This window comes from Bradyrhizobium genosp. P, from assembly GCF_049949265.1.
Classification (GTDB): domain Bacteria; phylum Pseudomonadota; class Alphaproteobacteria; order Rhizobiales; family Xanthobacteraceae; genus Bradyrhizobium.
Genome location: NZ_CP188195.1, coordinates 9,436,133 through 9,462,480 on the forward strand (window position 1 = coordinate 9,436,133; position 26,348 = coordinate 9,462,480).

The following is a 26,348-nucleotide window of genomic DNA, read 5'->3' on the forward strand; positions in this document are numbered from 1 at the left end:
GCCCCGCCGTGACCTATAATAGGCGGGCGATTCCGCCAGGAGATAGTGATGCAAAACGACGTCAGAGACTTGCCGGCCAGCAACGCCGACGGGCTGCACCGTTTTCTCGGCGGCTCGCCCCTTGCCGTGGCGTTCCGGTTGATCTTGCTGTCGATCCTGGTCGGGGTCGTGCTTGCCACGATCGGCTTTGATCCCTGGAACATCCTCAACAGCATCCGCGTGCTGTTCCAGCGCATCTGGGATTTCGGGTTCGACGCGATCAACTGGGCCTGGCGCTACTTCCTGCTCGGCGCCGTGATCGTGGTCCCGATCTGGCTGTTGTCGCGGCTGTTCGGCGCGCCGCGCGGCCGCTGACCCGGAGCAGAGCGTGCAGCCGATGCGATTGCGATTTGCCGGCTGCGGCGATGCGAGCGACGGCATGGCGATCGAGCTCTGACCATGCACGCGCCCGTCCATCCAAAAATCACGACGCGCCAGGTGTTCGCCATCGCTGGACCTGCGATGGTCGCGAACCTGACCACGCCACTGATCGGCATCGTCTCGACCACGGCGATCGGCCGCCTCGACGATGCCGCGCTGCTTGGCGGCGTGGCGATGGCGTCGGTGATCTTCGACTGCCTGTTCTGGCTGTTCGCGTTCCTGCGCATGAGCACGCTGGCGTTCACCGCGCAGGCGCTGGGCGCCGGCGAGACGCAGGAATTCTCCGCGATCCTGGTGCGCGGCTTCATCGTTGCCGGCCTGATCGGCGCGGCGCTGATCGTGCTGCAGGTCCCGCTCGCCGCCATGACCTTCGACCTGATGGGTGGCAGCGAGGGCGTGACCCGCGCCGCCAAGATCTATTTCATGATCCGGATCTGGTCGGCGCCGCCGGCGCTCGCCAATTACGTCATTCTCGGCTGGCTGGTCGGACAGGCCCGCGCCAATCTGGCGCTGGTGCTGCAGATCGTGATCAATGTCATCAATGTGGCCGCTACCGTGCTGCTGGTGTCCCGCGCCGGCGCCGGTATCGCGGGGGCCGCGATCGCCGCCGTGCTCGCCGAAGCGGTCGGGTTCGTGCTCGGCATCGCCGTTGCATGGCGGATTGCCCAGGGCGGCTTCGCGGTGCCGCGCGCCACCCTGTTCGATCGCGCCAAGCTGATGCGCATGCTGGCCGTCAACCGCGACATCATGATCCGCACCGCGGCCCTGATCGTCGCGTTCCTGTTCTTCACCGCGAAAGGCGCGCGCGCCGGCGACGTGACGCTGGCGGCCAATTCGGTGCTGAACAATTTCCTGCTGGTCTCGGCTTTCTTCCTCGACGGCCTCGCCAACGCCGCCCAGCAGCTCTGCGGCCGCGCCTTCGGCGCCCGCGACACCAGGGGCTTTGCCGATTCGACACGGCTGGTGCTTATATGGGGCTTAGGCTTTGCGCTCGCCGTCTCGGTGCTGTTCGCGCTGTTCGGTCCCGATCTGATCGACCTGATGACGACCAGCGACGCCGTGCGCCGCGCGGCACGCGACTTCCTGATATTCGTGATCCTGGCGCCACTGCCCGGCGTGTTCGCATTCGGCTTCGACGGCATCTATGTCGGCGCCACCTGGGCGCGCGAGATGCGCAATCTGATGCTGCTGTCGCTTGCGATCTTCTTCGCCATTTGGTGGGCGACGCGTTCGTTCGGCAATGCCGGACTGTGGACGGCAATGCTCGGCTTCTACGTCGCGCGCGCCGGATTGCAGGGTGCGCGCTATCCGGCGTTGCTGCGCAAGACGTTCAAATCGTGACAATTTTCTCCTCCCCTTCTCCCCGCGTGCGGGGAGAAGGTCGGGATGAGGGGGAGTCTCCGCAAGGATGGTCACAGCTGCGCTCGCGGAAGCTCCCCCTCACCCGGATCGCATCTGCGATGCGATCCGACCTCTCCCCGCAAGCGGGCGAGGCGAAAGCACCTATCTCACCGGCCAGTCTTCGGCCGTGATGGTTGCGGCATCGGCGCCGACGATTTCGGACAGGGAATCGCGTCCCGTCCGCAGCAAGGTCGACGTCAGGTCGCGCTTGATGTCATCGACCAGCCCGAGGCCCTTGTAGACCAGCGACGAATAGAGCTGGATCAGGCTGGCGCCGGCGCGGATCTTGGTCAGCGCGGCGCCGCCGGAATCGATGCCGCCCACGCCGATCAGGGGGAATGCGCCCTCGACGCGCACAAACGTCTCGGCCACCATCCGCGTCGAGAGGCGGAACAGCGGCCGGCCCGACAGGCCGCCCTGCTCCTGGGCACGGTTTTCCTCACGCAACGTCGCCGGCCGCGCCAACGTGGTGTTGGCGACGATCATGCCGTCAACGCGACGCGAGCGCGCGATGTGCACGACGTCGTCGAGCTCGGTGAGGCTGAGATCCGGCGCGATCTTCAGCAGAACCGGTGAATCACCGGCGTTCTTGCGCACCCGCTCGCTGACGTCGATGACCCGCGACAGCAGATCGTCGAGCGCCGCCGATTGCTGCAGATTGCGCAGACCCGGCGTATTCGGCGAGGAGACATTGACGGTGAAATAGCTTGCGACCGGCGCGAACGTCTCGATCAGCTTCACATAGTCGGCAACGCGGTCGGAGGAATCCTTGTTGGCGCCGACATTGACGCCGACAATGCCGCCAAGGCTGGCGCGCGAGACCAGCCGCCGCAGTACCGCTTCCTCACCGTCATTGTTGAACCCCATGCGGTTGATCACCGCCTCGTCGCGCTCGAGCCGGAACAGCCGCGGCCGCGGATTGCCACTCTGAGGGCGCGGCGTCACCGAGCCGATCTCGACAAAGCCGAAACCGAGCCGCAGCAGCGCATCGGGCACTTCCGCGCTCTTGTCGAAGCCGGCCGCCATTCCGATCGGATTCGGGAAGTTCAGCCCGAACGCGCGCACCGCGAGCTTGGGATCCTCCGGTCGCTGCCGGATCGGCGGCAGCAGCTTCAGGCCCTGGATCGCCATGCGATGGGCATCTTCGGCGTCGAACCAGCGCAGCAGCGGCAGAGAGAAGGCATCGAAGGCGCGAATCACGGCTTGAGTTCCGGGACGTCGTGACCGCCGTCGGAGCGGGCGCGCAGGTCGAGGATTTCGGTGACCGCACCGAGGTCGAGTTCGCCATAAAGATGCGGGAACAGCTCCTCATTGCGCGACCGCTCCCAGCGCAGCGCATTGCCGAGCGCATCGGCATCGACCGCGACCAGGAACAGGCCGGTTTGCCCGTGGTAGTGCTTGCGCGCGGTCTCGGCGACCTGGGACGCGGTCGAAAAATGGATGAAGCCGTCGCGCTTGTCGTCCGCATTGCCCCGGTACACGCCCTGCCGCTCGGCCTCGCGCCAGACTGAGGCGGGGGTGATTTTGTAGATCATAGGCACGTGCCGGCGTTCCCTTTTGTCATTGAGTCTCTTGGGATTTTGTCCGGATTTGGCGGGGATACCGCAGACGACACCGGGCGAGCCAGTGACCGTATCGGCGGCGGCGCCGCAACTCAAGCGCCTGAGCCGCAACAGTGAGAGCAGAATTGCGGAAGCCGCCCGATTGAGGCAATAATTCCTAGAGTTCCACAGGGGACGTTCTCGATGGCCAAACAGCCCAAAACCCCCCGACCGCTGACCCACAGCCAGGTCTGGGCCGCGCTCGACCGGCTCGCTGAACGCGCCGGCCTGTCGCCGTCGGCCCTCGCCAAACGCGCCGGCCTCGACCCTACCACCTTCAACCGGTCCAAGCGCGTCACCGGCGGCGGCCGCGAGCGGTGGCCATCGACCGAGTCGGTCTCGAAGGCGCTGGCCGCGACCAACGCCTCGATCGACACCTTCGTGCAGTTGATCGGTGATAGCGGGCGCGCCGACCAGTCGGTGCCGCTGCTCGGCTTCGCCCAGGCCGGCGCCGGCGGTTATTTCGACGACAGCGGCTTTCCCACCGGCAAGGGCTGGGACGAGGCGGCGCTACCAGCGGTTAGCGACGAGCACGCCTACGCGTTGGAGATCGAGGGCGATCAGATGAAGCCCGCCTATCGCGAGGGCGACGTCATCGTGGTTTCGCCGGCAACCGCGATCCGCCGCGGCGACCGCGTGGTGGTACGCACGTCAGGCGGCGAGGTGATGGTCAGGGAATTGAAGCGCCGCACCGCCAAGGTGCTGGAACTCGCCTCGCTCAATCCGGCACAACCCGACCGCATGCTCGATGCCGAGGAGGTTGCGTGGATTGCAAGGATCGTGTGGGCGAGCCAGTAGAAGGACGAACCGGCCGCCACGCACTCCAGTGTCGTCCCGGCGCAGGCCGGGACCCATATCCACCAATCGGAGACGTCGTGCGGGCTGGGGCCACAGCTCGCTTTTACAACATCACCCTGTGGTAATGGGTTCTGGCTTTCGCCAGGACGACGATGAGAATTACGTCGCGTAATCCGGCTCTCTCCGGTCCAGCATCCGTTTCAGCGCATCGAAATGCCGCTGCGACGGGGTCGGGCCCTTGTAGAGGTGATCGTCGCGGAAATCGCGCTTGGTCTTCTCGACCACCGGCGGCGGCAATTGCTTCAGCGGCTGATGGGTCCACATCGCGTAGATCTGCACCTGCGCGGCGCGTTCGACGTAATAAAGCCGGTCGTAGGCATCAGCGATGGTCTCACCGACGGTCGAGATACCGTGATTGGCCATGAACAGCACGGTCTTGTTGCCGATCACGCTGGCCAGACGCGCGCCTTCGGAGGGATCGAGCGCGGGGCCGGTGTAGACGTCGTCATAGGCAATCGATTCCGACAGCCCGACCTCGGTCTGGCCGATCTCCTTGATGCGCGGATCTTCGAGCCGCGTCAGTGCGCTGGCAAACGGCATATGAGTGTGGAACACCGCCTTGGCTTGCGGCAGCGCCTTGTGGATCGGCGCGTGGATGCAATAGCAGGAACGCTCGACCTCGCCCTCGCCGCGCTTCACCTCGGCGTCGTCGATGCCGACTTCCATGAAGGACGACGCCGTCACCTCCGACCAGTGCATGCCGAACGGGATCTGGTAGTAGCGGTCAGTGCGGCCGGGCACCACGAGGGTGAGATGGTTGAAGATGCCTTCCGAAAAGCCGTGATTGAAGGCGAGCCGATGGGCGGCGGCGAGATCGACCCGCGCCTGCCATTCCTCGGCGCTCGAGTCGTTCTGCAGCGATGACGGCGAAACCCTGAACTGCATGCGCGTGCTCCCCTCTGTGCCGGCCCGTCCGTGGGGCCAAATTGATTTTATGGGCAGGATTGTAGCGCAATTCGGCAGTGCCCGTCGGTGAAATTGGCGATGGTCTGCCATCCCCATTTTTGCGAGCTCACCGGAAGTGTGGAATGATGCAACGCGAAGAAAATCGTGAATGGATCGACTGCAATGACCGATGACACCACGCCAAAACCTCCGGCATTTGATCCGGACACCCTGGCAGAGAGCAATTTCACCAGCTATCCGCCGCTGCACCGCGCCGCCAACCAGACACGCTACAACCGCCGGCTCGGCGATCACGCCGGCCTGACAAATTTCGGCGTCACCTTGACGCGGATCATTCCGGGCGGCCAGTCCTCCTACCGTCACGCCCATTCGCGCCAGGACGAATTCGTCTACGTGCTGGAAGGCGAGGTGGTGATGGAGACCAATGGCGGCGCGCAGTTGCTCACGTCAGGCATGTGCGCCGGTTTCCCCGCCGGCTGCGGCGATGCGCACCGCTTCGTCAACCGCACCGACAAGGACGTCAAGCTCCTGGTGGTCGGCGACCGCACGGCCAATGACGAGATCAGTTACCCCGACGTCGACATGCACGCCGTACTCGGCAACGATGGCGTGTACAAGTTCATCACGAAGACGGGCGAGCCGCTGTAGGCGCCGCAAACACCGCTGTCGTCCCGGCCTTGAGTCGGGACCCATACCCACAAACCCACAAATGTTTCCGTGCTGCGCGGACGGGGCCACAGCGCGCCTCATCGACTTGCAGCGGTGGTTGATGGTGTGGACGGCCCCCTACGGCATCAGTGTGCCAGAATGAGGTTGTTGCAAATCTCAGACAAGGGAGCCGTCCGTGAGAGAGATTATCCGCATTGGAATGGATACGTCGAAGTATATTTTTGTGCTGCATGGGGTTGATGCGGCGGAACAGCCTGTGTTGCGCAAGAAGCTTACGCGCAAGCAGGTGCTGGAGTTCTTCGCCAAGTTGCCGCCGACCGTGATCGGGATGGAGGCCTGCGGGGCCTCGCACCATTGGGCACGGGAGCTTCGCAAGCTGGGCCACGAGGTGAAGTTGATGGCGCCGCAATTGGTGAAGCCCTATGTGTCGCGGAACAAGAACGACGGTCGGGATGCGGAGGCGCTGTGTGAAGCGATGAGCCGGCCGAGCATGCGGTTCGTGCCGGTCAAGACGGTCGAGCAGCAGGCCGCGCTGATGCTGACGGGTGTCCGCGCTGGATTGATCGCCCGGCGCACCCAGCTCGGCAATATGATCCGCGGCCATGCGGCGGAGTTTGGCCTGATCGGGGCCCAAGGGACCGACAAGATCGAGCCGCTGCTGGCGCGGATTGCGCAGGACGAGACGCTTCCTGCCCTGGCACGCGAGCTGTTTACGGTGCTGGGCCGCGACTACACCAGACTCGTGGGCGAGCTGCAGGAGATCGAAGCCAGATTGATGGCCTGGCACCGCTCCGACGCCGTGGGCCGGCGTCTGGCGCAGATCCCTTCTGTCGGGCCGATCGTTGCAACGACGCTCGTGATGAAGACACCCGATCCCCATGCTTTCCGCTCCGGCCGTCACTTCGCAGCCTGGCTCGGCCTCACCCCCCAGGATCACTCCACCGCCGGCAAAACCAGGCTTGGCAAGATCACGCGGGCGGGCGACGAGGACCTGCGCCGCCTGCTGGTGATCGGGGCAACGGCGGTCATCCAGCAGGCCAGACGCGGGCGCGGCCATCACTCGCGCTGGCTGCTGGCCCTGATCAAGCGCAAGCCACCGAAGCTTGCCGCCGTGGCGCTCGCCAACAAGGTGGCCCGCATCGCCTGGAAGCTGATGGCGACCGGCGAGAGTTATGACGCCGCACGGATCAATGCCACCGCGGCAGTCGCCGTCTAACAGATTGGCCGGCTGGCGGGCTCGCTCGTCAGCCGACCCGGAGCTGCAGGAGCAGATGGAGCGATCGATCGAGCAACGATGCGAGACAGTCCGTAGGACCCATCGGCCGTCAACAGGCCGCGTGGTTGTTTGGAACTCGCATCGCGCAAACCATCTTGGCCAGCGATCCATCCGATCGCACTCAAAAGGCCGGACATATGGATGCAAGCGATCCGATCCGCTCAAAAAGCTCTTGTGCCACGGGGGCCGTCCACATATGGGTCCCTGCTTTCGCAGGGACGACCATGGTTGAAAGTCCCGCCGACCTACGACGACCGCGCCAGCGCACCGTCGATCATGCTCACCGCGTTCTGCACGCCATAGACCGCGACAAAGGAGCCGAAGCGCGGGCCCTTCTCCTGGCCGAGCAGCACCTGGTAGAGCATGTTGAACCAGTCGAGCGAGACGCCGGGACGGCCGTCCTTGCCCTTCTTGACGGTGTCGAGGAACGGCTCGCGGCGGCCGATCTCGTAGACCACGTTCTGGATGTCTTCGGCGGTCGCGCCCGCGGCGAGATTCGAGAGCGCGTCGCGCAGATCCTGCAGCGCGGCGCGTTCGCCTTCGGTCGGCTCGCGAAACTGTTTCGTCGGCGCCACGAAGTCGCGATAATAGTTGATGGCGTAGCCGACCATGTCGTCGAGCTTCGGATGGCTCTCGGGCGTCACGCCCGGCCGGTAACGGCCGATGAAGCCCCACAGCGTCTCGGCATTCTCCGCGTTCGACGACGACACCAGCGTCAGCAGCAGCTGGAAGGTGACCGGCATGTCGGCCTGCGGCGGCTTGCCGGAATGGATGTGCCAGACCGGATTCTGCAGCTGCTGCCGGGCTCCCTGCTTCGGAAAGCCGTCGAGGAATTGCTGGTAGTCGTCGACATTGCGCGGGATGACGTCGAAATACATCCGCTTCGCCGCCTTCGGCTCGCGATACATGAAAAGCGACAGCGATTCCGGTGAGGCATAGCGCAGCCATTCGTCGATGGTCAGGCCATTGCCCTTCGACTTCGAGATCTTCTGGCCCTTCTCGTCGAGGAAGAGTTCGTAGTTGAAGCCCTCGGGCGGCGTGCCGCCCAGTGCCGAGCAGATCTTGCCCGACAGCTTCACCGAGTCGATCAGGTCCTTGCCGGCCATTTCATAGTCGACGCCGAGCGCATACCAGCGCATCGCCCAATCCGGCTTCCATTGCAGCTTGCAGCGGCCGCCGGTGACGGGAACGGTGACGCTCTCCCTGGTTTCAGGATCTTCGTAGGAGATGGTGCCGGCCTTGGCGTCATGCGCGGTGACCGGCACGTAGAGCACGAGACCAGTGCGCGGACAGATCGGCAGGAACGGCGAATAGCTCGCCGCGCGCTCCTCGCGCAACGACGGCAGCATGATCGCCATCACCTTCTCGATCCGCTCCAGCATGCGCAAGAGCGCTGCGTCGAACCGGCCCGAGGTGTAATACTCGGTCGAGCTCGCGAATTCATAGTCGAAGCCGAACTGGTCGAGGAAGGCGCGCAGCCGCGCATTATTGTGCTGACCGAAGCTCGGATGGGTGCCGAACGGATCCGGCACCTTGGTCAGCGGCATGCCGAGATGCTTCTCCAGCAGCTCCTTGTTCGGCACGTTGTCGGGCACCTTGCGCAGGCCGTCCATGTCGTCGGAGAAGGCGAGCAGGCGCGTCTTGATCTTGTCCTCGGTCAGCACACGGAAGGCGTGGCGCACCATGGTGGTGCGCGCGACCTCGCCGAAGGTGCCGATATGCGGCAGGCCCGACGGACCGTAACCGGTCTCGAACAGCACCTCCTCCTTCGGATTTTTCTTCAGCCGCGCCACGATCGCTTTCGCCTGCTCGAACGGCCAGGCGTTGGATTGCTCGGCGAGCGCACGCAAATCGCTCGGGCTGAAGGCAGGATCAATCACGGACATTCTTCAGGCTTTCTCCAAGGGGACGCGGAAACTAGCGTTTTCGCGGCAAAATGCAAAGTTTGGGGCGCTTTTGCCCCGATCGTCATTGCGAGCGAAGCGAAGCAATCCATTTCTCCGCTTGTCGGGGCATGGATTGCTTCGTCGCTTTGCTCCTCGCAATGACGGTGAGCGATAGGTTGCAGCCCTCAGAACGGGCTGATCGAGAAGTACCGCAGCCACAGATCGGTGAAGCGGCCTTTTTCCCAGATCCGGAACAGCGCCCAGTTGAGCGATTGCCGGAGCAAGTCGTTGCCTTTGCGCACGGCGATCCCGATGCCCTCGCCGAAATAGCGGCTCTCGACGAAGGGACCGCCGGAGAAGGCGCAACATTCGGCCGAATCGGTGCCGTTGATCCAGAACGCCAGCGCGATCGCGTCGCCAAAGATCAAGTCGACCTCGCCACGGCGTAGCGCGGTGCGCAGCGCATCGTCATTCGGGTAGGAATGGATCTCGGCGTCGGTGAACATCGCCTTCAGATAGGCCTCGTGCGAGGTGCCGGCGATGACGCCGACCTTCTTGCCCTCGAGATATTCGGGGCGAATCTCCGGCATCACGGCGTCGCGGCGCGACACGAAGCGGGCCGGCGCGCGATAATAAGGATCGGTGAAATCGACCTTGGCGCGAAGCTGCGGCGTTACCGCGAGCGAGGCGATGATGGCATCTCCGCGGTTGGTCGCGAGCGCATCGACGAGGGTCTCGAAGCGTCGCATCTGGATGGTGCAGGTGACCTTGATCTCGTCGCAGAGCGAGCGGGCCAGATCGACGTTGAAGCCGGCCGGATTGCCGTCGGGGCCGGTGAAGTTGAACGGCGGATAATCGGTCTCGGTCAGGAAGCGGATCACGGTCAGCCGCGACAGGTCCGGCCGATCAGGCCGGCGCCGTGGGTCCCAGAAGCCCGGCACCGCCTGCGGGGCGGCCGCAGCGGCGGCCTTGGGTGGCGCGGTTTGCGCCGATGGCTCCGCGGGCGGGGTCGCTGCCGGGGCGGCCGCCGGCGGCGCTGCTGGCGCAGGGGCGGTCTTTGCGGACGGAGCCCGGGCCGGCGGAGTTTTCGCCGGCGGCGTCTGCGCGATCGCAGACCCGACCGAGACCAGCCAGACAGCCGCCATCATCCCCGGAACCAAATGGACGGCCTGGCGCAACCGGACGGCAAAAGGCTGGGTGGATGAATCTGGCATAAACAGGTGATTTTGAAAGGAATTGGACGGCCTTATAGACCATCCGGGACGCGATGCGAGCGCCGATTGGGTTAATTCTGAACCCGAAAACAGGGTCAGAGATACCGTTTCAAATCGGTCGCCCCTTCGTCCGGCGTTCGTTTCAGGTTGAACGGCGAAACAAAACGGCCATCGCGATCCATTAGATAGATCAGCGCGGTGTGATCCATCGTGTAGTCGCCATCCTTCAGCGGTACCTTCTTGGCGTAGACGCGATATTCCGACAGCACCTTGGCGATGGCGGCAGGATCGCCGGTGAGGCCCTTCAAATGCGGGTCGAAGCTCGAAAGGTAATCCTTCATCGCAGCCTGGGTGTCGCGCTCGGGATCGACAGAGACGAAATAGGTGTTCACGCGGTCGGCGTCCTTGCCCATCGCTCTCAGCACCTCGGACATCTCGAACAGCGAGGTCGGGCAAACATCAGGGCAATGGGTGAAGCCGAAGAAGATCAGCGTCGGCTTGCCCTTGAGATCCTTGTCGGTGACGATCTGGCCGGACTGGTCGGTGAGTTGGAACGGGCCGCCGATCGCGGCCGGCGCGGTGACGCTGCGCAAGCCCCCGACGGCCCACAGCATGACGACCAGGCCGACCATCAAGCTGGCAGCGAAGGCAGTGAAGATCACCAGCGGGCGAGCGGTCCGGGGCATGATGTCGCGAGTTCCTTGTCGGTCAGAAGCAGGCGGAAATGCCGGCAGCGATGGTCTCGAAGAACACGGTGGATCCGTAGTGGAACCAGAGTGCGGCAGCGGCAACCACGGCAAGACCGCCGATGCCAGCCGCGCCCCAGACGATCACGGACGCTGCCCGCCCCTGTGGCGCGGCAACGAGGTGAGGCTGGGTCGCGATCGGCTGAACCATGTCGCTGAGATAAGCCGGGTTCCGACGGGCGGCAAGCAGAATGGCGGCCTGCCCGATCACGTCATGCGGAGGGTTTCTCTGGCACCCTCAACTCGTCATGGCCGGGCAAAAGCGCGAAGACGCGCTTCGCGCTTTTCCCCGGCCATGACGACGAGAGGCGCTTGCGCTCAGTGCGAGAACGGCCTGTTCGCGGAGGCCTGGGCGTCGAGATAGCAGGGCTTGTAGAGCGCCTGCAACTGCTTGCCGCGCAGGAAGATCATGTGCGGGGTCAGGCCGCCGCGCGCCGCGATCCATTTCCGCACCGCCGGCGGATACATCGAATAGAGCATCTGGGTGGCTTCGGGATTGGTGACGGCGCGGCCATTGTCGCCGAAGTCCCAGGCGGCGTGAAAGCCGAGGTTGGCGTGCGACGTGACGCAAATCCGATCACGCGGAACCGCACCGAGCACGATCGTGCAGGCCGAGGCGCAGAGGCCGTCGATGATCACGGTTTCACCGGATGTGCGCAGTCCCTGATATCTGTCGACGTAGGTTCCGATCCGCCCACCACGATCATCGGCGATCCTGACCACCGCATGGGACGCGCCCATTCCCGCCAGCAGGAGAACCGCAGCGAGCAACCCCGTCATCAACTTCATGGCCAGCCCCAGTCGAAACCGAATCTGTTTGTCTTGGTGATGCAGTCGAACGTGAGCGTGTTGCCTGACCGGAATTTTGTCCAGCCGAGCGAAGCACATCAAAACAAATTCAAATTGGGTGTTGCGCGCAGGCTGCAGTTGGCTGCCGCAAGGTCCCAAACTGGAACAATCTACTGCAACCGCTTGATGCGTCGCCGCCACAGGCAAGGGCCAATAAGGGCCATTTGGCGTTGACCGCGCACGATGACGTGGTCTTCAATCGCGCCGGGCGGGGGGAACTGCAACATGGCTGACGATGCAGATGTGATCGTGGTCGGCGGGGGACTGGCGGGTCTGGTCGCCGCGAACGAGACCGCCGACGCGGGCAAGCGCGTGATCGTGCTCGACCAGGAAGCGGAACAAAACCTTGGCGGCCAGGCATTCTGGTCGTTCGGCGGATTGTTCCTGGTCGATTCGCCGGAACAGCGCCGGCTCGGCATCAAGGATTCCGTCGAACTGGCGCTGCAGGACTGGATGGGCACCGCGGGCTTCGATCGTGACGACGATCACTGGCCGCGCCGATGGGCGGAGGCCTATCTCGCTTTCGCCGCGGGCGAGAAACGCGGCTGGCTGCGCGCGATGGGCCATCGCATCTTCCCGGTGGTCGGCTGGGCCGAACGCGGTGGCTATGACGCGATGGGCCACGGCAATTCGGTGCCGCGTTTTCATGTGACCTGGGGCACCGGCCCCGGAATCGTCGAGCCGTTCGAGCGGCGTGCGCGCGAGGCCGCAAAAAGTGGTCGGCTGATCTTCAAGTTCCGCCATCGCGTCGATGCGCTCAGCATGACCAACGGCAGCGTCGACGGCGTCAGCGGCACGATCCTGGAACCGACCCATGTGGAGCGCGGCCAGAGCTCCTCGCGCAAGGTCATCGGTGATTTCGCACTTCGCGCAGCCGTGGTGATCGTCGCCTCCGGCGGCATCGGCGGCAATCATGATCTGGTGCGGCAGAACTGGCCGAAGCGGCTCGGCGAGCCGCCGAAGTTCATGATTTCAGGCGTGCCCGAACATGTCGACGGCCGCATGATCGGCATTACGGAAGCCGCCGGTGCACGGCTGATCAACCGCGACCGGATGTGGCATTACGTCGAGGGCATCCAGAACTGGAGTCCGATCTGGCCGCGTCACGGCATCCGCATTCTGCCGGGGCCGTCCTCGATGTGGTTCGACGCGTCAGGCAAGCGGCTGCCCGCACCGCTATTCCCGGGCTCCGACACGCTCGGGCAACTGCACTACATCATGAGCACCGGCTACGATTATTCGTGGTTCATCCTGACCCAGAGCATCATCAAGAAGGAATTCGCGCTTTCGGGCTCGGAGCAGAACCCCGATCTCACCGGAAAGAGCTGGCGCATGACGATCAAGCGCGCCACCAACAAGGGCGCGCCGGCGCCGGTGGAGGCGTTCAAGCAGCACGGCGCCGATTTCATCGTGCGCGACAATCTTGCCGATCTCGTCGGTGCGATGAACAAACTCACCGGCAACGACCTGCTGAAGCTCGACGCCATCACGGCGCAGATCGAGGCGCGCGACCGCGAGATCACAAACCCTTACGTCAAGGATGCGCAGGTGATGAACCTGCACAATGCGCGCCGCTATATCGGCGACAGGTTGATCCGCACGGCGAAGCCACATCGTATCCTCGATCCCGAGCATGGCCCGCTGATCGCCGTCAAACTCAACATCCTGACCCGCAAGACGCTCGGCGGCTTCGAGACCGATCTCGACTCCCGCGTGTTCGGCAGCGACCACGAGATCATCCGCGGCCTCTATGCGGCCGGCGAAGCCGCTGGCTTCGGCGGCGGCGGCATGCACGGCTATCGCTCACTGGAAGGCACATTCCTCGGCGGCTGCCTGTTCTCGGGACGCAATGCGGGGCGCGCGGCGGCGAAGGCCGTGGGCTAGGCCGTGTATCTATAAACCCGGCGGCGTCATGTGACTGGTGACTGCGTCCGCTTTGCTCCCATAGTACCAAGTTCGTGCGGCAGCGCAGTATGTCGCGATGGGCCAAACTCGGAAGTCGTCGCTTCATTCGATCACCTTGTCAGCGCGGCCGGTTGCTGCGCACGCGCCGCGATCGGACCACCCGTCCGGTACCCGTCAAGAGGCCTTCGCGGGTTTCCGAAAGACAATCTCCTTGGCCAGATCGACGAAGGCGCGCAAGCTCGCGGCCATGTGGCGGCGTCCTGGATAATAGAGGCAATATCCGGGATAAGGGGGCGTCCACTCGCTTAGAACTTCAACCAATCTGCCTGAGGCGATGTCATCAGCAACCATCCACTCGCCTAAATAGGCAAGGCCGATACCGGCCCTACTCGCCTGCGCGATCATCTCGGGCTCATCGAGCGTGAGGGACCCCGGCACATCGATCTTCATTGCTTCGCCGTGACGTTCAAACTCCCAGCGGTAAAGAGCGCCGCTTGAATAGCGAGCGCGGATGCATTCATGATTCGTCAGGTCGGCCGGCGCGATCGGCAGGGGCCTGTTTGCGAAATAGCTCGGCGCCCCGACCACAACATGCCGCGCGTTTGGACCAAGCGGCACCGCGATCATGTCCTGTGGAACCGCTTCAGCCAGGCGCACCCCGGCGTCGAACCCGTCCGTGATGATGTCGATCAGCCGCCCCTCGGTTGCGATTTCGACCTTCATCCGGTCATAGCGACGAAGATACTCGAAGACGAAGGGCATCAGCAGCCGGCGTCCCCCGCCGAGCGAGCAACTGAACCGTAGCACGCCTGTCGGTTTGCGGCTGTGATCGGCGACCGCCCGGGCGGCGTTACGGATGTCCAACAGCGCCGGCGCGATTGCCTCGACGTATTCGCGGCCAGCACTGGTGAGAGCGACGTTGCGAGTCGAGCGGTTGAAGAGGCGAACGCCAAGGCGGTTCTCGAGACTGGCGACGGCGTTGCCAATCGCTGTCGGCGACACTTCCAGATCGATGGCCGCCGCACGGAAGCTTCCGAGCCTGACGATGGCGACGACGGCCTCGAGTTCCATCAACCCACTCTTGTACATTGTCACGATTCTCTAGATACGATATCGCGGTTTATCTCAATTATCGCGACGATCAAAGCCCGTTATGGTGCAACGACCATCAACGACACAAAGCGGTTTGGAATGCCCAAAGCCCCTATCACCAACTTCACCTTCGGCACCATGACGCTCGGCTACCGCGGATACGGAGCCCGGGTTCATGACGCCGCGATCGCAGAAGCAATGCTCGGCGCCGTCTTGGAATTTGGCCACGAGCAACTCGACACGTGTTCTCTCTATGGCGATGGAACCTGCGAACAGATGTTGGGTGATCTCCGCGCCGCCGAACGGTTCGGCATCGCCACGCGGATTCCTTCCGGAAACACTCGCGGCCACGAACCAGAGAACCTGAAGCGAGTCTTCAAGGAGTCCCTAGCGCGCCTGAAGACCGACAAGGTCAAGATCTTCTATTTGGTGACGCGCGACACCGCGACGCCGATCGAATCGACGCTGTCAGCCGTCCAGGAACTTCATGACGAAGGCCTGTTTGAGGAGTTCGGCGTCAGCAACTTCAGCGCGTGGCAAGTGGCGGAGGCATCGGAAATAGCTGCGCGCCATGGATTGATAAGGCCGAGCGTCTACCAGGGAATGTACAACGCGATCACGCGTGCGGTTGAACCGGAACTGTTCAAATGCCTCGGCAACTATGGCATCCGCTTCCATGCCTTCAATCCGCTGGCCGGCGGTGCTTTCAGCAGGAATTTTGCCGATAGCGCTGCGATAGCCGCCGGTTCGCGTTTCGACAGCTCAACTGCTCAAGGCAAGGTATATCGCGATCGCTATATGAACGACGCCTATCTCAATGCTTTGGCGGAAATTCACCGATCTTGTGAAGGCCATGGTCTTGACGCTATCTCCGTGGCGCTGCGCTGGCTGATTCATCACTCACAACTAAAGGCCGAGCGCAATGATGGCATTATCATCGGCGCCTCGTCGTTGGAGCATCTCCGGCACAATCTCACGGCCGTGACCGAAGGTCCGTTGCCAACGGAGGTCCTGGCTGCGATCGACGACGCAGCTCTAGAGCATTTTCACAATTGGTGGAATCGGAGGATTCCCAGCGCGGTTGCTCCATGATTCAGTTTCCGCATTGATTCGAGGCGGAGGCTTTGATGGGAGCACCTTATTCTCAAGATTTGCGTGAACGGGTCATTTCCGTCGTCGACGGCGGAATGGGAGCGTATCAGGCAGCGCCGCTGCTGCGGGTCAGCGTTTCCTACATTTACAAGGCGCTGGGGCGTTGGCGGGCGACTGGCGAGACGACGGCTCGCCCGTCGGGCCGCGGGCCGGCTCCGAAACTTGCTGCTCACGATGAAGCGCTGCGCCAGCGGATCGTGCACAAGCCAGACGCCACGCTGGAGGAGATCCGGGCGTGGCTGCTGGCCACGCACGACGTGAAGGTCAGTATCGGCTGCTTGTGGAAGCGCCTGCGCCAGCTCGGCCTGACGCTCAAAAAAAGTCACTGAGAGCTGCGGAGCAAGATCGGGCCGATGTCGCCGAGGCGCGTGTGGAATGGCGCGCCGGTCAGGCGGAATTGAGCCCGGAGCGCCTGGTCTTCATCGACGAGAGCGGCGCGTCCACCAAAATGACCCGGCTTTACGGCCGCTGCGCGCGCGGCAAGAGGCTCGTTTGCACAGTCCCGCACGGCCATTGGAAAACAACCACCTTCGTCGGAGCTTTGCGCCAGGACGGCATGACCGCGCCGTGCGTCTTCGACGGCCCGATGAACGGCGAGACATTCCTCGCCTGGGTCGAGCAGTTCCTCGTTCCGACGCTGCGGTCGGGCGACATTGTCGTGATGGACAATCTGTCGAGCCACAAGGTCAGGGGCGTCCGCGAAGCCATTGAGGCGGCCGGTGCGATGTTGCGCTATCTGCCGCCATACAGCCCGGACCTCAATCCGATCGAGCAGTTCTTCGCCAAATTAAAGTCCCTGCTGCGCAAGGCAGGCGCACGAACTCTCGAAGCCCTCGACAACGCAATCGCCGACGCCCTTACCCGCTTCTCGCCAACAGAATGCCTGAACTTTCTCGCCGATGCCGGTTATCGTCACCAACCATGAAAACGCTCTAAAGGCCCAGCCGAAATGGCCACCCTATTTCTTCGGCAATGAGGTCTTCGGTCCGGAGCGACGTGAAGCGCGATTGTAGAGTTAAAGCGCAACCGTCGGGTTGAGCGACAGGCGCAAATATTCAACCTAATTTGTCGGAGCGCGAGCCGTGAACGCCGGTTGCGGAGCCTCCACGCCCTTAAGGCGGAATGATCCAATGCTGATCAAGCAGCCAGGTACGGCGCGCTCCATGGTTGAAGAGGCGATTAGCGCGTACGGCGTCTCCTTCGATAGGGCTTCGAGCCGAGCCGCCAGGTTGATCGATGAGCCAACAACGTTAAAGCTCAGACGCTTCTCCGCACCGACATTCCCACAGGTGGCGCTCCCAAGATGAAGTCCGACGCCGAAACGGATCGGGCTCCTTTCGTCAGCTTTACGGCTTAGATTAAGTCTTTCCATCTCGGCGAGCGCGTCGACGGCAGCGTCCACGGCATTTTGACACGCCGTGCGATCGCCGTCTGCGCTTCCATCTGATTCGAACACACCCAGTATGGCGTCGCCGATGAACTGAAGCACTTCACCCCCTCGTGGGCGAATCGAACAATCGACAACGTCGAAGTAGCAGTTCAAAAGATCTACGACCTCGTCGGCTGTCAGGCGCTCATTCAGACCGGTGAAATCGCGAAGATCTGAATACCAGAACGCCGCGCGAATGAGATCGCAATCGCCGCGTCTGATCTGCCCTCCAAGAACTCGCGCTCCCGCCCACTGGCCGACATAAGTGTCGAGCAGAACGGCGGTGATCTTCCGCATGTTAAGTGCTTCAACGAAGGGACAGACGAGGTCGACAACGTCGTCAAAGCCCGGCAGGTCTACATCAACAAAGCCTTCGGGTGACGAGGTCGCGAAGGCGCAGTAGCCGAAAGTGCCGGCGACGCTTCGAAGCGGTAGCCCGTAGTAGTCGATTAGTCCGATCGATCGCAATTCCCTGAAAAGATCATGCTCGCTATCTAACCGAGGTCCGTCCAATCTTATGCGCAGCGGAGCATTGCGCTCCATGATTGTTTGGCCTGGACTGCCCTGGTACTGGCCGGACCCAAACATCTCGAAGCCGAACTCGGCCTGTTCGACCGGCTCGCCGGCGCGCCAAGTCGCGCTCCAAGCGGCAACCAGCGGATGGAGAATTCGTGTCGCCACGCGCATGCGCGAGATCGGTGCACGACCTGCCGCAAGAGAATCGCCGACTCCTCGTACCAGTTGACCGATGGTTGTTGTCCCACGTCCAGGTCCGAGAAGCCAATCTGCAACCGGAGCCGCAGACCAAGTTATTCCCCTATCGGTCGAAGTCCACGCCATACACCTTTCTCCCTGCGCAGTCGAATTGGTGCCCTGAGCCTCGACTACCCGTGAAAGCGTCAAGACTCTCTTCCCCAGGAGCGCCGAGGATTTGATCCGCGCCTTCACTTTCGAGCATCGCGACGAGCAGATTCGATCCCTTGAGCGCCGCCGTTCCTTCAAGCCTCAGAAGGCAAAAGCCCTTGAAGTCCATATTCCATGGCGACTGCTTGCAGATCGACGAGCGTGTCAAACGCTCGGATACGGCTCGGGGCTTCGCAGTGATCCGGCGTCGTTGGGTCGTCGAACAACTTTCGGCTGGATCACGTCAGTTTCCTTCGAACGTTGCGCTCCCCAACTCCGATAGCTTGCGCTGAGTGATGTAGCGAATGTTCACGTCAGGCCGAGCGCTCGATCTGCTCCGTCATCAGCACGCATGCGTCTAAAAAAGCTGCCACTTTTGCAGAGGAACTCTGATCCGATGGCACAATGTGCCCGCCACGATGCATCACGACTTCGGCGCGCTGAAATCTCGCGGCAAGCGCGAGCGAGGTGTCTGGAGCCACTATCTGATCCGTGGCCCCTATAAGGTGAAGGGTCGGGAGAGCGTAGAGTTCCTGCTGCGCATAGATTTGGGCATGCGACGGATCCCGGCTTTCGAAGCCGCCAACCATCACTGCAAAGTTGAACCACGGCGCGCTTCCTGATCGTTCCGGGCTTCTCAGACCCGTCAGCAGGGACGTCATCGCCGCACCCTGGCTGAAACCGAAGACCCCGTCGTAGCGACCGCGAGCTAACCGCTCGGAAAGAAACTCCCTGCTCTTTTCCCACCCCACATAATGAACTGATCCCTTCGCCGCGGACGCGGACGCCTGCGGCGAAGGTTCGATCGCCCGCCACCACCCGTGATCGCGCTCGGCAAGCGAAGGCGCGTCCACGTAGTCCCATTCGAACTGTGGCGGAAGCTTCTGCGTAAGTCCGCTCATCTGCTGCCGCAAGATCATCGCGCTTCCTTGATGACCGTGCAAACACAGTATCCGAAGCCTACGCATCGTCTTCGCCTCTCGCGCGATGCCCGCGTTGCTGAGCTTTTGATCAATCACGCGCCGCTAGCGACCGTATTCGGCGACGAAGGAGGCCTTGCCAAGCAAGGCGTTACCGATGCCTTTGTTCAGAACAAATCCGTAGAGCCCCGCCGCTCCCGTCTTGGGGACGCCTGCCGCGGCCTGCACGTCCGGCATCGCATAGGCGTAAATCGTGAATTGGTATTTATGCGGCTTGTCGCCGGCCGGCGGGCAAGGACCCGCATAGTTACCGTTTCCGCCTCCGACGCCGGTGTCCAAGAAATCGGTGTTGCCGCCGAAGGCGGGAGCCGGCAGCCCCGAAGGCGAGTTACCAGCGCCTTGGTACAACTCGGTCACAGTTCCGGGAATGTTGTATATCGCCCAATGGGCGATCGTGATCCCTCCGGGGCCATCCAAATCCATGACCTGGATCGCGAATGCTTTTGTGCCTGCCGGAGCGTGCCGCCACTCCAGCGAAGGAGAGATATTCGCCCCGGTACATCCGAAGGCATTCAGAGTGAATTTCTTGTCGAATTTGCCAGAGGCAAGGTCGGAACTGCTGAAAGTGAAGGCGTCGGCGGTTCCAGCTTCGGCCGCCGCCAGCCCGCCCAAAAGAGCGAGCGTCAAGCCAGCCGCGGAGGCGATCGAACGGAATGCGCTTCTTCCGTCTGCGACTCTCCCTTCATTGGCTTTTGCCTTCGTGGTGAAGAGGACGGGCAGAGACACGGTCATGACGGCTCCAAATTTCGAATGCTTCCGTGAGATCGACGGTCTTCCTCGACCGCGCCAAGGATCTCTAGCGTCCCCTCGACCTTCCGAAAATACAATTTACCGCAATCGCAAGTTTCGAAATTGCAAGTTCTACGCCGCACTTGTAGGATCGCGGCGACCGCACGCTCACGAGCGGCGACGTCGAGGAGAACCTAGGACATGAACTGGGACGACTTGCGTTTCGTGCTGACTGTCGCGGAGTCTGGGTCGCTGGCTAGCGCTGCGAGGGATCTTCGCTGGGCCGTGTCAACGGCGATGCGACGCCTCGATCAGATCGAGTTAGAACTGAACGCGCGCCTCTTTGAACGGCGCCGCACCGGCTACATACCGACCGAGGCGGGCGAACTCCTGCTCGATGAAGCCCGAAGCTTCGCGCCGCGCATCGACGAGATTGAGCGCAGACTCCAAGGACGCGACCTCAGTCTGAAGGGAACCATTAGGTTCACCACGACCGTCACCGCCGTGCCCTATCTCCTGGCAAATACCTTGGCGCGCTTCAGCGCTCTGCACCCCGACATCGTCGTCAAGCTTTCCGAGAGCAGTGAATTGCTTGAAATCGGCGGCCGGCAAGCCGACGTCGCCCTGCGTTTCATCAATGAACCTCCGGAACATTGGGTCGGACGCGAGATCGGCTCAGTTCGATACCGCGCTTATTCGGCGGCGGGCGGAGGAAGGCGCCGAAAACAAGCTGACATCTCCGACCTGTTCTTGGAGCAGCCCTGGATCGACTTCAGCAGCCCTGAAAATCGTTGCTCGCGATGGGTAAGACGGAATGTTCCCAGCCAGAACGTCAAGTTCCAAGTAGAAACTTTTTCCAGCATGCTGTCGTTGTTGCGCGCCGGCGCGGGCGTCGGTCTGCTACCGACATATGTGGGCGACGCGGACGCTGGGCTTGTGCCTATGTCCGCGAGCATTGACGAGCTGACGAACAAGGCGTGGCTGCTTACGCATCCAGAGCTTCGTCGCACCGTACGCGTCCAGGCCTTTATCGCGGTCGTCGCAAAAGATACGTCTCGGCTGCTCGCATCGTCGTCGAGAGCCGCGCTACGACCGGCCGCGACATCTCGACCAAATCTGCCGAGTGATCCAAAAATGACAGAGGCGACAAATCTCAATTAGCATGCATCTTCGAATAGGGGCCCGCTCATGGTTGCTCAGGCGCTTTCGGGCGAAGAACTCGGCCCTGGTCCGCTCTTCCCACAAACCAGCCCGCGCGGACACCTGACCAAGAATCTCAACGACGATCTTGCCAATCCCGGTCGCGACCATCATCGCTACCCGCTCCGCGACCTCTATTTCTGCGGCATCCCTTCTGGAATGATCGTCTGCACGATCGAGGCATCGAGCGCCTCATAATCGTGAACGCCGAGCGTCGCGTAAAGCTCGGCGCGGGTCTGCATTGCTTCGATCTGGCCAGATCCCTGTGATTCAAGCTTCCGAACTGGGGCTCGAACCATGCGCTACGAACTCGCCGATTATGAATGAGGGCGCGCCAGCGCGATTTCGGAATATTCGAATAATATCGTTGATTTGCCCGACGTGTCAAGTTGCATGGCCGAACGCCGGCCGCCGCCGTCGGCTACTTTGCATGGGGTTGTTTTCGATATTTTGGCAACGCACCCCTGCGCCCTCATCTCTCATCCGCCTCCGCGCCGAGGAAGCGGACGCCGAACGGCTCGGCGTTGGCCTCGCCCCAATCGTACAGCGCCTGCAGCATCGGCTTCAGCATCTCGCCGCGCCTGGTCAGGCTATAGCGCGAGTTACTGCCGGCGCGCTCGTGCCTGACAAAGCCCGAATTGCAGAGATCGCGCAGGCGCTCGGTCAGGATCTTGTCGCTGAGCTGCGGGATGTCGTGGCGTAACTCGCCATAGCGCATCGGGCGGATCTTCAGCCGGCTCAGGATCACCGTCTTCCATTTGCCACTGAGCTGATCAATCGAGAATTCGACCGGGCAGCCATATTTGCGCTTGGTCTTGCGCATCATCCCGCTCTCCTGCGGCACTTTCCATCTGGTTCGTTGAGGGCCGCCATCGATCCATCTAAGCACGCTTTGCGCGGGTTGGGAGCACAGCAGGACCATTGCAAGGCATGACAGAGGACAGTTCCGCCGCAGGCGGCCGCGACACGACGCGCCCACGCATCGTCGTTATCAGCAACGGGCCCTACCAACCTGATCCTGGCATTCCGATCGTCGATCATCTCGGCGTGCCGATCGCAGCGGATGTGCCGGTTAGACTTTGTCGCTGCGGGCAATCGCAGACCAAGCCGTTCTGCGACGACAGCCATATCAGGCGCGGCTTCACCGATGCCAAGGACCCGAGGCGAGTGCCCGACAAGCTCGACGTCTATGCGGGACAGCAGGCGTTCGTGTTCGACAATCGCGGCACCTGCGCGCATTCCGGTTTCTGCACCGATCGCCTCCAATCGGTGTTTCATCTCGGCGAGGAGCCGTTCGTCTCGCCAAGCGGCGCGCGGCTCGACGACCTCGTCAACGCGGTGCGCAGATGTCCGTCGGGCGCGCTCGGCATCGGCATTGGGCCCAAGCGTGACGCCAACCTGTCTGACATCAGCCGGCCGCCGCAGATCGAAGTGTCCAAGGACGGCCCCTACCGCATCGCCGGCCATGTCGAGCTGGTCGATGAGGACGGTGTCGCCATCGCGCAGAATGCCGGCGCGTCGCAGGAGCATGTCAGCCTGTGCCGCTGCGGCGCGTCGCTGAACAAGCCGTTCTGCAGCGGCATGCATTGGAACGTGGCGTTTCACGATCCTATGCCCGATCCGTTGCGCGAGCCTACGCTGTTCGAATGGGCCGGCGGCTATCCGGCGCTGCTCGACATGACGCGCATCTTCTACAGCCGCTACGTGCCGGAGGACCCGCTGCTCGGACCGCTGTTCGCCGGGATGTCGCCGGATCATCCGGAACGGGTCGCGGCGTGGCTCAGCGAAGTGTTCGGCGGCCCGCGCTTCTATACGGAGCGGTATGGCGGCTATCGGCGGATGGTCTCGCAGCATATCGGCAAAGAGATCCAGCCGGTGCAGCGCGCGCTGTGGGCGACCTACATGGTGCAGAGTGCCGACGATGCCGGGCTGCCGTCCGATCCCGAATTCCGCGCCGCCTTCGTCGCCTATATCGAATGGGGCTCGCGGATCGCGATGGAGAATTCCGGTGCCGACGCCAAGCCGCCGCCGAACATGCCGGTGCCGCGCTGGTGGTGGGTCTGCAACGCGACACCCGGCGCGCGGCCATCGGCCATGCCGGACGATGCGCAGACGGCGGGTGATCTCAGCCCCGCATTGCCCGGTCCCGATGAGGCGGTACAGTTCGAACGCCATATCCAACCGCTGTTCCGGCCGATGGACCGCAACTCGATGCTGTTCGCGTTCGACCTCTGGAAGGAAGCGGACGTGACGACGCATCGTCAGGCGATCCTGACGCGGCTGCGGGCCGGGTCCATGCCCTGCGACGGCGCCTGGCCGGCCGAGCGCATTGCGCTGTTCGAGCGCTGGGCCGGCCAACACGGTGCGTGAAGCCTAGAAGTGATTGAATCTGCGGCGTCGGCGCGATGGCCACGATATCGACGGCGTCGAGACCATCTGGGCGTTCTTCAAGCGATTTCCGTGAAGCGGCTTGCAAATTGCGCAGTGGTGGCGGCCGTCCTGACGCGGTAGAGAGTGCGCGCCCTTCAAGTGGAGACCCAAATGAGCATTCAGCGTTTTGAGACCGGCCCGCGCATGAGCCAGGCCGTCGTGCACGGCAATACCGTTTATCTCGCTGGCGTCGTCGCCGGCAAGACCGCCGGCGGCAGCGTCACCGATCAGACCAAGGACATCCTGTCGATCATCGACGGCCATCTGGCGAAGGCCGGCACCGACAAGTCGAAGCTCCTCAGCGCGACGATCTACATCACCGACATGAAGACGTTCCCCGAGATGAACGCGGCGTGGGACGCCTGGGTCTCGCCCGGCAACACGCCGGCACGCGCCACCGTCGAGGCCAAGCTGGCGGCCCCGCAATACAACGTCGAGATCATGGTGGTCGCGGCGAAGTAAGGCGACGATCGACTTCTTTGAATGGCGCCGCAGCCGACCGCTGCCGCGCCATTCTCTTGTCAAGAGTCAGGCCGCGCGCGCGGCGTTTCTCTCCGCCTCGACCTTCCGCGCAAACAGCCAGCGGAAATAGGTCAATGGCGCATCGGCGCCGATTGCCAACAGCTGGTAGTTCGGATCGGCGTCGAGCACCTTCTGTTGCGCCTCGATGAAGTCCTTGTCCTCGTTGAAGGCCTCCTCGAGGGAATGCCGCAGCGACAGCGCGATGTTCGGGTTATCGACGTCGAAGTCGTGCAGATAATTCCAGAAGAAATGGGTGGTCGAGCGCGTCTCCGGCGTCATGAACTGGGCGTTGCGGTATCGCCGCATGCCCGGGACCTGAACGCCTTTCTCCGCCCCTGCGCCTGCGGGGGCGAACGTCGTGTCGAGCGTGAAGATGCCGGGAACGATCATGCGGCCGATGTTGCAGCGGTCGACCTGGTCGGCTTTGTTCGGGATCACCTTCTTGTGGTAGGGCGGTGCTTCGGCGCCCATATGCCAGCGCTCGACGCGAAAACCGTCGTCCAGCTTCTCGATCGCGACCGGCTTGGTCTTGTAGGCGTATTCCTCGGAGCCGCCGAGCGTGTTGGTATGCACGAAGGCGAGATGGGCGAAGTCGCTGAGGTTGTCGACGATCAACAGCCAATTGGCCTTGTAGTGCATGTAGCCCGGCAACCCCCGCCATTTGGGATCGGCAAGCGGCGGATAGTCGAGGACCAGCTTCGGATCGGCTTTCTCGGGATCGCCGGTCCAGATGAAGATCATGTTATAGCGCTCGACCACGGGATAGCTGCGCACGCCGAGCTTGGCGGGAATGACGTCCTGGCCGGGAATCTGGATGCATTTGCCGTCAGCCGCGAACTTCATGCCGTGATACATGCACCTGATGTCGTCACCCTCGACGCGCCCCATCGACAACGGCGCCGCGCGATGGCAGCAACGGTCGTCGAGCGCGACGACCTGTCCGCTCGAGCCGCGATAAAACACGATCGGCCGCTCCAGGATGGTGCGCGCCAGCTTCTTGCCGTCGATCAGTTCGTGATTCCACGCCGCGACGTACCAGGCGTTGCGCAGGAAAATTCCGTCGTCATCAGCCATCTCACCCTCCCGATGCAATGTTCGTTACAGCGACGTTAGGTGATCGCGGTCTATCCGATAATCCGATTTGGCTGGACACACTGTACCGCTGCATGGACAATCGGCCATGGAGTGGCGCGACTGGGAGCTGTTTTGCGAGGTTGTCGAGCATGGCGGCTTCACGGCCGCCGCGCGCGTGCTTGGGCATCCCAAATCGAGCCTCAGTGCTGCGGTGCAACGACTGGAAGCCAATCTCGGGCTGCGTCTGATCGAGCGCACCACCCGGCACCTGCGGCTGACTGATTCCGGCGAAACCATCTATCGCAAGGTGCGCCCGCTGTTCACGGCGCTGCATGATACCCACAGCGAGGCGCTGGCGATGAGCAGCGCCGTCGCCGGCACGCTGCGCATCAAGGCGCCCTACGAATTCGGTGCGCATCACGCCGGTCCGGTCGCCTGCGATGTGATGAGCCGCTATCCGGAGCTCGCGATCCGGATCGATGTCGAGCATGACATTGTCAATCCGATCACTGAGAACTACGACATCGTGTTCGCGATGCTGGAAGCGCCGCTGCCGTCCGCCGGCATCGTGATCCGCCGCGTATTCAGCCTTGAGCGCGGCCTGTTCGCCGCTCCGGCGCTGCTGGAGAGATACGGCGAACCTCGCACGCTGGAGGAGCTGAAGATGTTGCCGCTGCTCACCGGCCCGAGCGACCCGCCATGGGCGATCACCGCGCCTGGCGGCGCGATCGAGCATCTCGCGGTCGACAAGGCGCGCCTAACCAGTTCAAATGCGCATGTCCGCCTGCAGGCGGCGCTCGCGGGCCACGGCGTGCTGCGGGTCACCGCGAGTTACACCCGCGCCGCGGTCGCGGCCGGTCAGTTGCGGCGGCTGTTGCCGGACCATGCCTGCGAACCCTTGAATGTGCATGCGCTGCTGCCGGCGCGGCAATTCGTCCCGGCCAAGGCGCGCTGCTTCCTCGACGCGATGGAGGCTCACGCGCGCGGTGATCCCGAGGCCTATATCAAGCCGTAGCATGCATCACGGGAGCAAGCGCGATGACCTCCGAGGTAATCGATCGGTGCACGCGAAGCTTCGATAGTGCCGACAGCCGAACAGTCCGGCG

At 62.9% G+C, this 26,348-nt stretch carries 26 protein-coding genes and 1 pseudogene; 12 read left to right on the top strand and 15 right to left on the bottom strand.

What is annotated here, in order from left to right; genetic code table 11:
• Positions 1-48: 48 nt before the first annotated feature.
• Both ACP2YO_RS45340 and ACP2YO_RS45345 read left to right on the top strand, forming a co-directional pair.
• Positions 49-354: a DUF6460 domain-containing protein gene (locus ACP2YO_RS45340; RefSeq protein ID WP_426437616.1), complete on the top strand. Its 306-nt coding sequence runs from the start codon at positions 49-51 to the stop codon at positions 352-354.
• Between the two features lie 84 nt (positions 355-438).
• Positions 439-1,761: an MATE family efflux transporter gene (locus tag ACP2YO_RS45345; protein WP_426437617.1), complete on the top strand. Its 1,323-nt coding sequence runs from the start codon at positions 439-441 to the stop codon at positions 1,759-1,761.
• A 162-nt stretch (positions 1,762-1,923) separates the two neighbouring features.
• On the opposite strand, the gene ACP2YO_RS45350 is transcribed toward ACP2YO_RS45345, so the two are convergent.
• Together ACP2YO_RS45350 and ACP2YO_RS45355 are read right to left on the bottom strand one after the other, a co-directional pair.
• Complete coding sequence (locus ACP2YO_RS45350; protein WP_426437618.1) at positions 1,924-3,021, bottom strand: quinone-dependent dihydroorotate dehydrogenase; 1,098 nt, start codon at positions 3,019-3,021, stop codon at positions 1,924-1,926.
• The gene (locus ACP2YO_RS45355) at positions 3,018-3,362 is read right to left on the bottom strand and encodes a DUF952 domain-containing protein (protein WP_426437619.1); all 345 of its coding nucleotides are present in this window, start codon (positions 3,360-3,362) and stop codon (positions 3,018-3,020) included. The genes ACP2YO_RS45350 and ACP2YO_RS45355 overlap by 4 nt, the downstream gene beginning before the upstream one ends.
• A 204-nt stretch (positions 3,363-3,566) precedes the next feature.
• Between ACP2YO_RS45355 and ACP2YO_RS45360 the strand changes: the two genes are divergently transcribed.
• Complete coding sequence (locus ACP2YO_RS45360) at positions 3,567-4,220, top strand: S24 family peptidase (protein WP_426437620.1); 654 nt, start codon at positions 3,567-3,569, stop codon at positions 4,218-4,220.
• A gap of 159 nt (positions 4,221-4,379) precedes the next feature.
• Here ACP2YO_RS45360 and ACP2YO_RS45365 read toward each other — a convergent pair whose 3' ends face one another.
• Entirely contained in the window at positions 4,380-5,165 is a 786-nt protein-coding gene (locus tag ACP2YO_RS45365) for a class II aldolase/adducin family protein (RefSeq protein WP_426437621.1), read from the bottom strand.
• A 183-nt stretch (positions 5,166-5,348) separates the two neighbouring features.
• Between ACP2YO_RS45365 and ACP2YO_RS45370 the strand changes: the two genes are divergently transcribed.
• On the top strand, positions 5,349-5,834 hold the full coding sequence (locus tag ACP2YO_RS45370) for a cupin domain-containing protein (protein WP_426437622.1): 486 nt from the start codon (positions 5,349-5,351) through the stop codon (positions 5,832-5,834).
• 196 nt (positions 5,835-6,030) lie between these two features.
• Entirely contained in the window at positions 6,031-7,071 is a 1,041-nt protein-coding gene (locus ACP2YO_RS45375) for an IS110 family transposase (protein ID WP_426437623.1), read from the top strand.
• A 305-nt stretch (positions 7,072-7,376) separates the two neighbouring features.
• Here the strand turns inward: ACP2YO_RS45375 and ACP2YO_RS45380 are convergent, their stop codons facing one another.
• From ACP2YO_RS45380 to ACP2YO_RS45400, 5 genes are all read right to left on the bottom strand, one after another.
• Complete coding sequence (locus ACP2YO_RS45380; protein WP_426437624.1) at positions 7,377-9,017, bottom strand: lysine--tRNA ligase; 1,641 nt, start codon at positions 9,015-9,017, stop codon at positions 7,377-7,379.
• A gap of 185 nt (positions 9,018-9,202) precedes the next feature.
• Entirely contained in the window at positions 9,203-10,231 is a 1,029-nt protein-coding gene (locus ACP2YO_RS45385; protein WP_426437625.1) for a transporter substrate-binding domain-containing protein, read from the bottom strand.
• A gap of 95 nt (positions 10,232-10,326) precedes the next feature.
• Positions 10,327-10,917, bottom strand: coding sequence for an SCO family protein (locus ACP2YO_RS45390; protein ID WP_426437626.1), 591 nt, complete (start codon positions 10,915-10,917; stop codon positions 10,327-10,329).
• A gap of 22 nt (positions 10,918-10,939) precedes the next feature.
• Positions 10,940-11,188, bottom strand: a complete 249-nt coding sequence (locus tag ACP2YO_RS45395) for a hypothetical protein (protein WP_426437627.1) — start codon at positions 11,186-11,188, stop codon at positions 10,940-10,942.
• A gap of 107 nt (positions 11,189-11,295) precedes the next feature.
• Positions 11,296-11,766 (bottom strand): hypothetical protein, encoded by a 471-nt coding sequence (locus ACP2YO_RS45400; protein WP_426437628.1) that lies wholly within the window; start codon positions 11,764-11,766, stop codon positions 11,296-11,298.
• A 285-nt stretch (positions 11,767-12,051) separates the two neighbouring features.
• Between ACP2YO_RS45400 and ACP2YO_RS45405 the strand changes: the two genes are divergently transcribed.
• Positions 12,052-13,710 (top strand): FAD-binding dehydrogenase, encoded by a 1,659-nt coding sequence (locus ACP2YO_RS45405; RefSeq protein ID WP_426437629.1) that lies wholly within the window; start codon positions 12,052-12,054, stop codon positions 13,708-13,710.
• Positions 13,711-13,905: 195 nt separating this feature from the next.
• On the opposite strand, the gene ACP2YO_RS45410 is transcribed toward ACP2YO_RS45405, so the two are convergent.
• A complete protein-coding gene (locus tag ACP2YO_RS45410) occupies positions 13,906-14,802 on the bottom strand; it encodes a LysR family transcriptional regulator (RefSeq protein ID WP_426437630.1) in 897 nt (298 codons plus the stop codon).
• 120 nt (positions 14,803-14,922) lie between these two features.
• On the opposite strand from ACP2YO_RS45410, the gene ACP2YO_RS45415 reads away from it, so the two are divergent.
• Both ACP2YO_RS45415 and ACP2YO_RS45420 read left to right on the top strand, forming a co-directional pair.
• Positions 14,923-15,915: an aldo/keto reductase family protein gene (locus tag ACP2YO_RS45415; protein WP_426437631.1), complete on the top strand. Its 993-nt coding sequence runs from the start codon at positions 14,923-14,925 to the stop codon at positions 15,913-15,915.
• 35 nt (positions 15,916-15,950) lie between these two features.
• Positions 15,951-16,900 (top strand): IS630 family transposase gene (locus ACP2YO_RS45420; protein WP_426435017.1). Its coding sequence is split into 2 segments (ribosomal slippage): positions 15,951-16,287 and positions 16,287-16,900, totalling 951 coding nucleotides; the frame shifts between segments, so codons are not numbered across the junction.
• Between the two features lie 135 nt (positions 16,901-17,035).
• On the opposite strand, the gene ACP2YO_RS45425 is transcribed toward ACP2YO_RS45420, so the two are convergent.
• From ACP2YO_RS45425 to ACP2YO_RS45435, 3 genes are all read right to left on the bottom strand, one after another.
• Complete coding sequence (locus ACP2YO_RS45425; protein ID WP_426437632.1) at positions 17,036-18,091, bottom strand: adenylate/guanylate cyclase domain-containing protein; 1,056 nt, start codon at positions 18,089-18,091, stop codon at positions 17,036-17,038.
• Positions 18,092-18,621: 530 nt separating this feature from the next.
• On the bottom strand, positions 18,622-19,227 hold the full coding sequence (locus ACP2YO_RS45430; RefSeq protein ID WP_426437633.1) for a hypothetical protein: 606 nt from the start codon (positions 19,225-19,227) through the stop codon (positions 18,622-18,624).
• 105 nt (positions 19,228-19,332) lie between these two features.
• A complete protein-coding gene (locus ACP2YO_RS45435; protein WP_426437634.1) occupies positions 19,333-20,019 on the bottom strand; it encodes a YbhB/YbcL family Raf kinase inhibitor-like protein in 687 nt (228 codons plus the stop codon).
• Between the two features lie 198 nt (positions 20,020-20,217).
• Here ACP2YO_RS45435 and ACP2YO_RS45440 point away from each other — a divergent pair, with 198 nt between their 5' ends.
• Complete coding sequence (locus ACP2YO_RS45440) at positions 20,218-21,177, top strand: LysR family transcriptional regulator (RefSeq protein ID WP_426437635.1); 960 nt, start codon at positions 20,218-20,220, stop codon at positions 21,175-21,177.
• A gap of 173 nt (positions 21,178-21,350) precedes the next feature.
• Here ACP2YO_RS45440 and ACP2YO_RS45445 read toward each other — a convergent pair.
• Positions 21,351-21,467: pseudogene (locus ACP2YO_RS45445) on the bottom strand (methylisocitrate lyase); the annotation flags it as partial.
• A gap of 221 nt (positions 21,468-21,688) precedes the next feature.
• Positions 21,689-22,042, bottom strand: coding sequence for a winged helix-turn-helix transcriptional regulator (locus tag ACP2YO_RS45450; protein WP_426437636.1), 354 nt, complete (start codon positions 22,040-22,042; stop codon positions 21,689-21,691).
• Positions 22,043-22,146: 104 nt separating this feature from the next.
• Here ACP2YO_RS45450 and ACP2YO_RS45455 point away from each other — a divergent pair, with 104 nt between their 5' ends.
• Both ACP2YO_RS45455 and ACP2YO_RS45460 read left to right on the top strand, forming a co-directional pair.
• The gene (locus tag ACP2YO_RS45455) at positions 22,147-23,586 is read left to right on the top strand and encodes a CDGSH iron-sulfur domain-containing protein (protein ID WP_426437637.1); all 1,440 of its coding nucleotides are present in this window, start codon (positions 22,147-22,149) and stop codon (positions 23,584-23,586) included.
• 171 nt (positions 23,587-23,757) lie between these two features.
• Positions 23,758-24,108, top strand: a complete 351-nt coding sequence (locus ACP2YO_RS45460) for a RidA family protein (protein ID WP_426437638.1) — start codon at positions 23,758-23,760, stop codon at positions 24,106-24,108.
• Positions 24,109-24,174: 66 nt separating this feature from the next.
• Here ACP2YO_RS45460 and ACP2YO_RS45465 read toward each other — a convergent pair whose 3' ends face one another.
• Positions 24,175-25,242, bottom strand: a complete 1,068-nt coding sequence (locus tag ACP2YO_RS45465; protein WP_426437639.1) for a Rieske 2Fe-2S domain-containing protein — start codon at positions 25,240-25,242, stop codon at positions 24,175-24,177.
• A gap of 106 nt (positions 25,243-25,348) precedes the next feature.
• On the opposite strand from ACP2YO_RS45465, the gene ACP2YO_RS45470 reads away from it, so the two are divergent.
• Complete coding sequence (locus ACP2YO_RS45470) at positions 25,349-26,257, top strand: LysR family transcriptional regulator (protein WP_426437640.1); 909 nt, start codon at positions 25,349-25,351, stop codon at positions 26,255-26,257.
• Positions 26,258-26,348 lie beyond the last annotated feature (91 nt).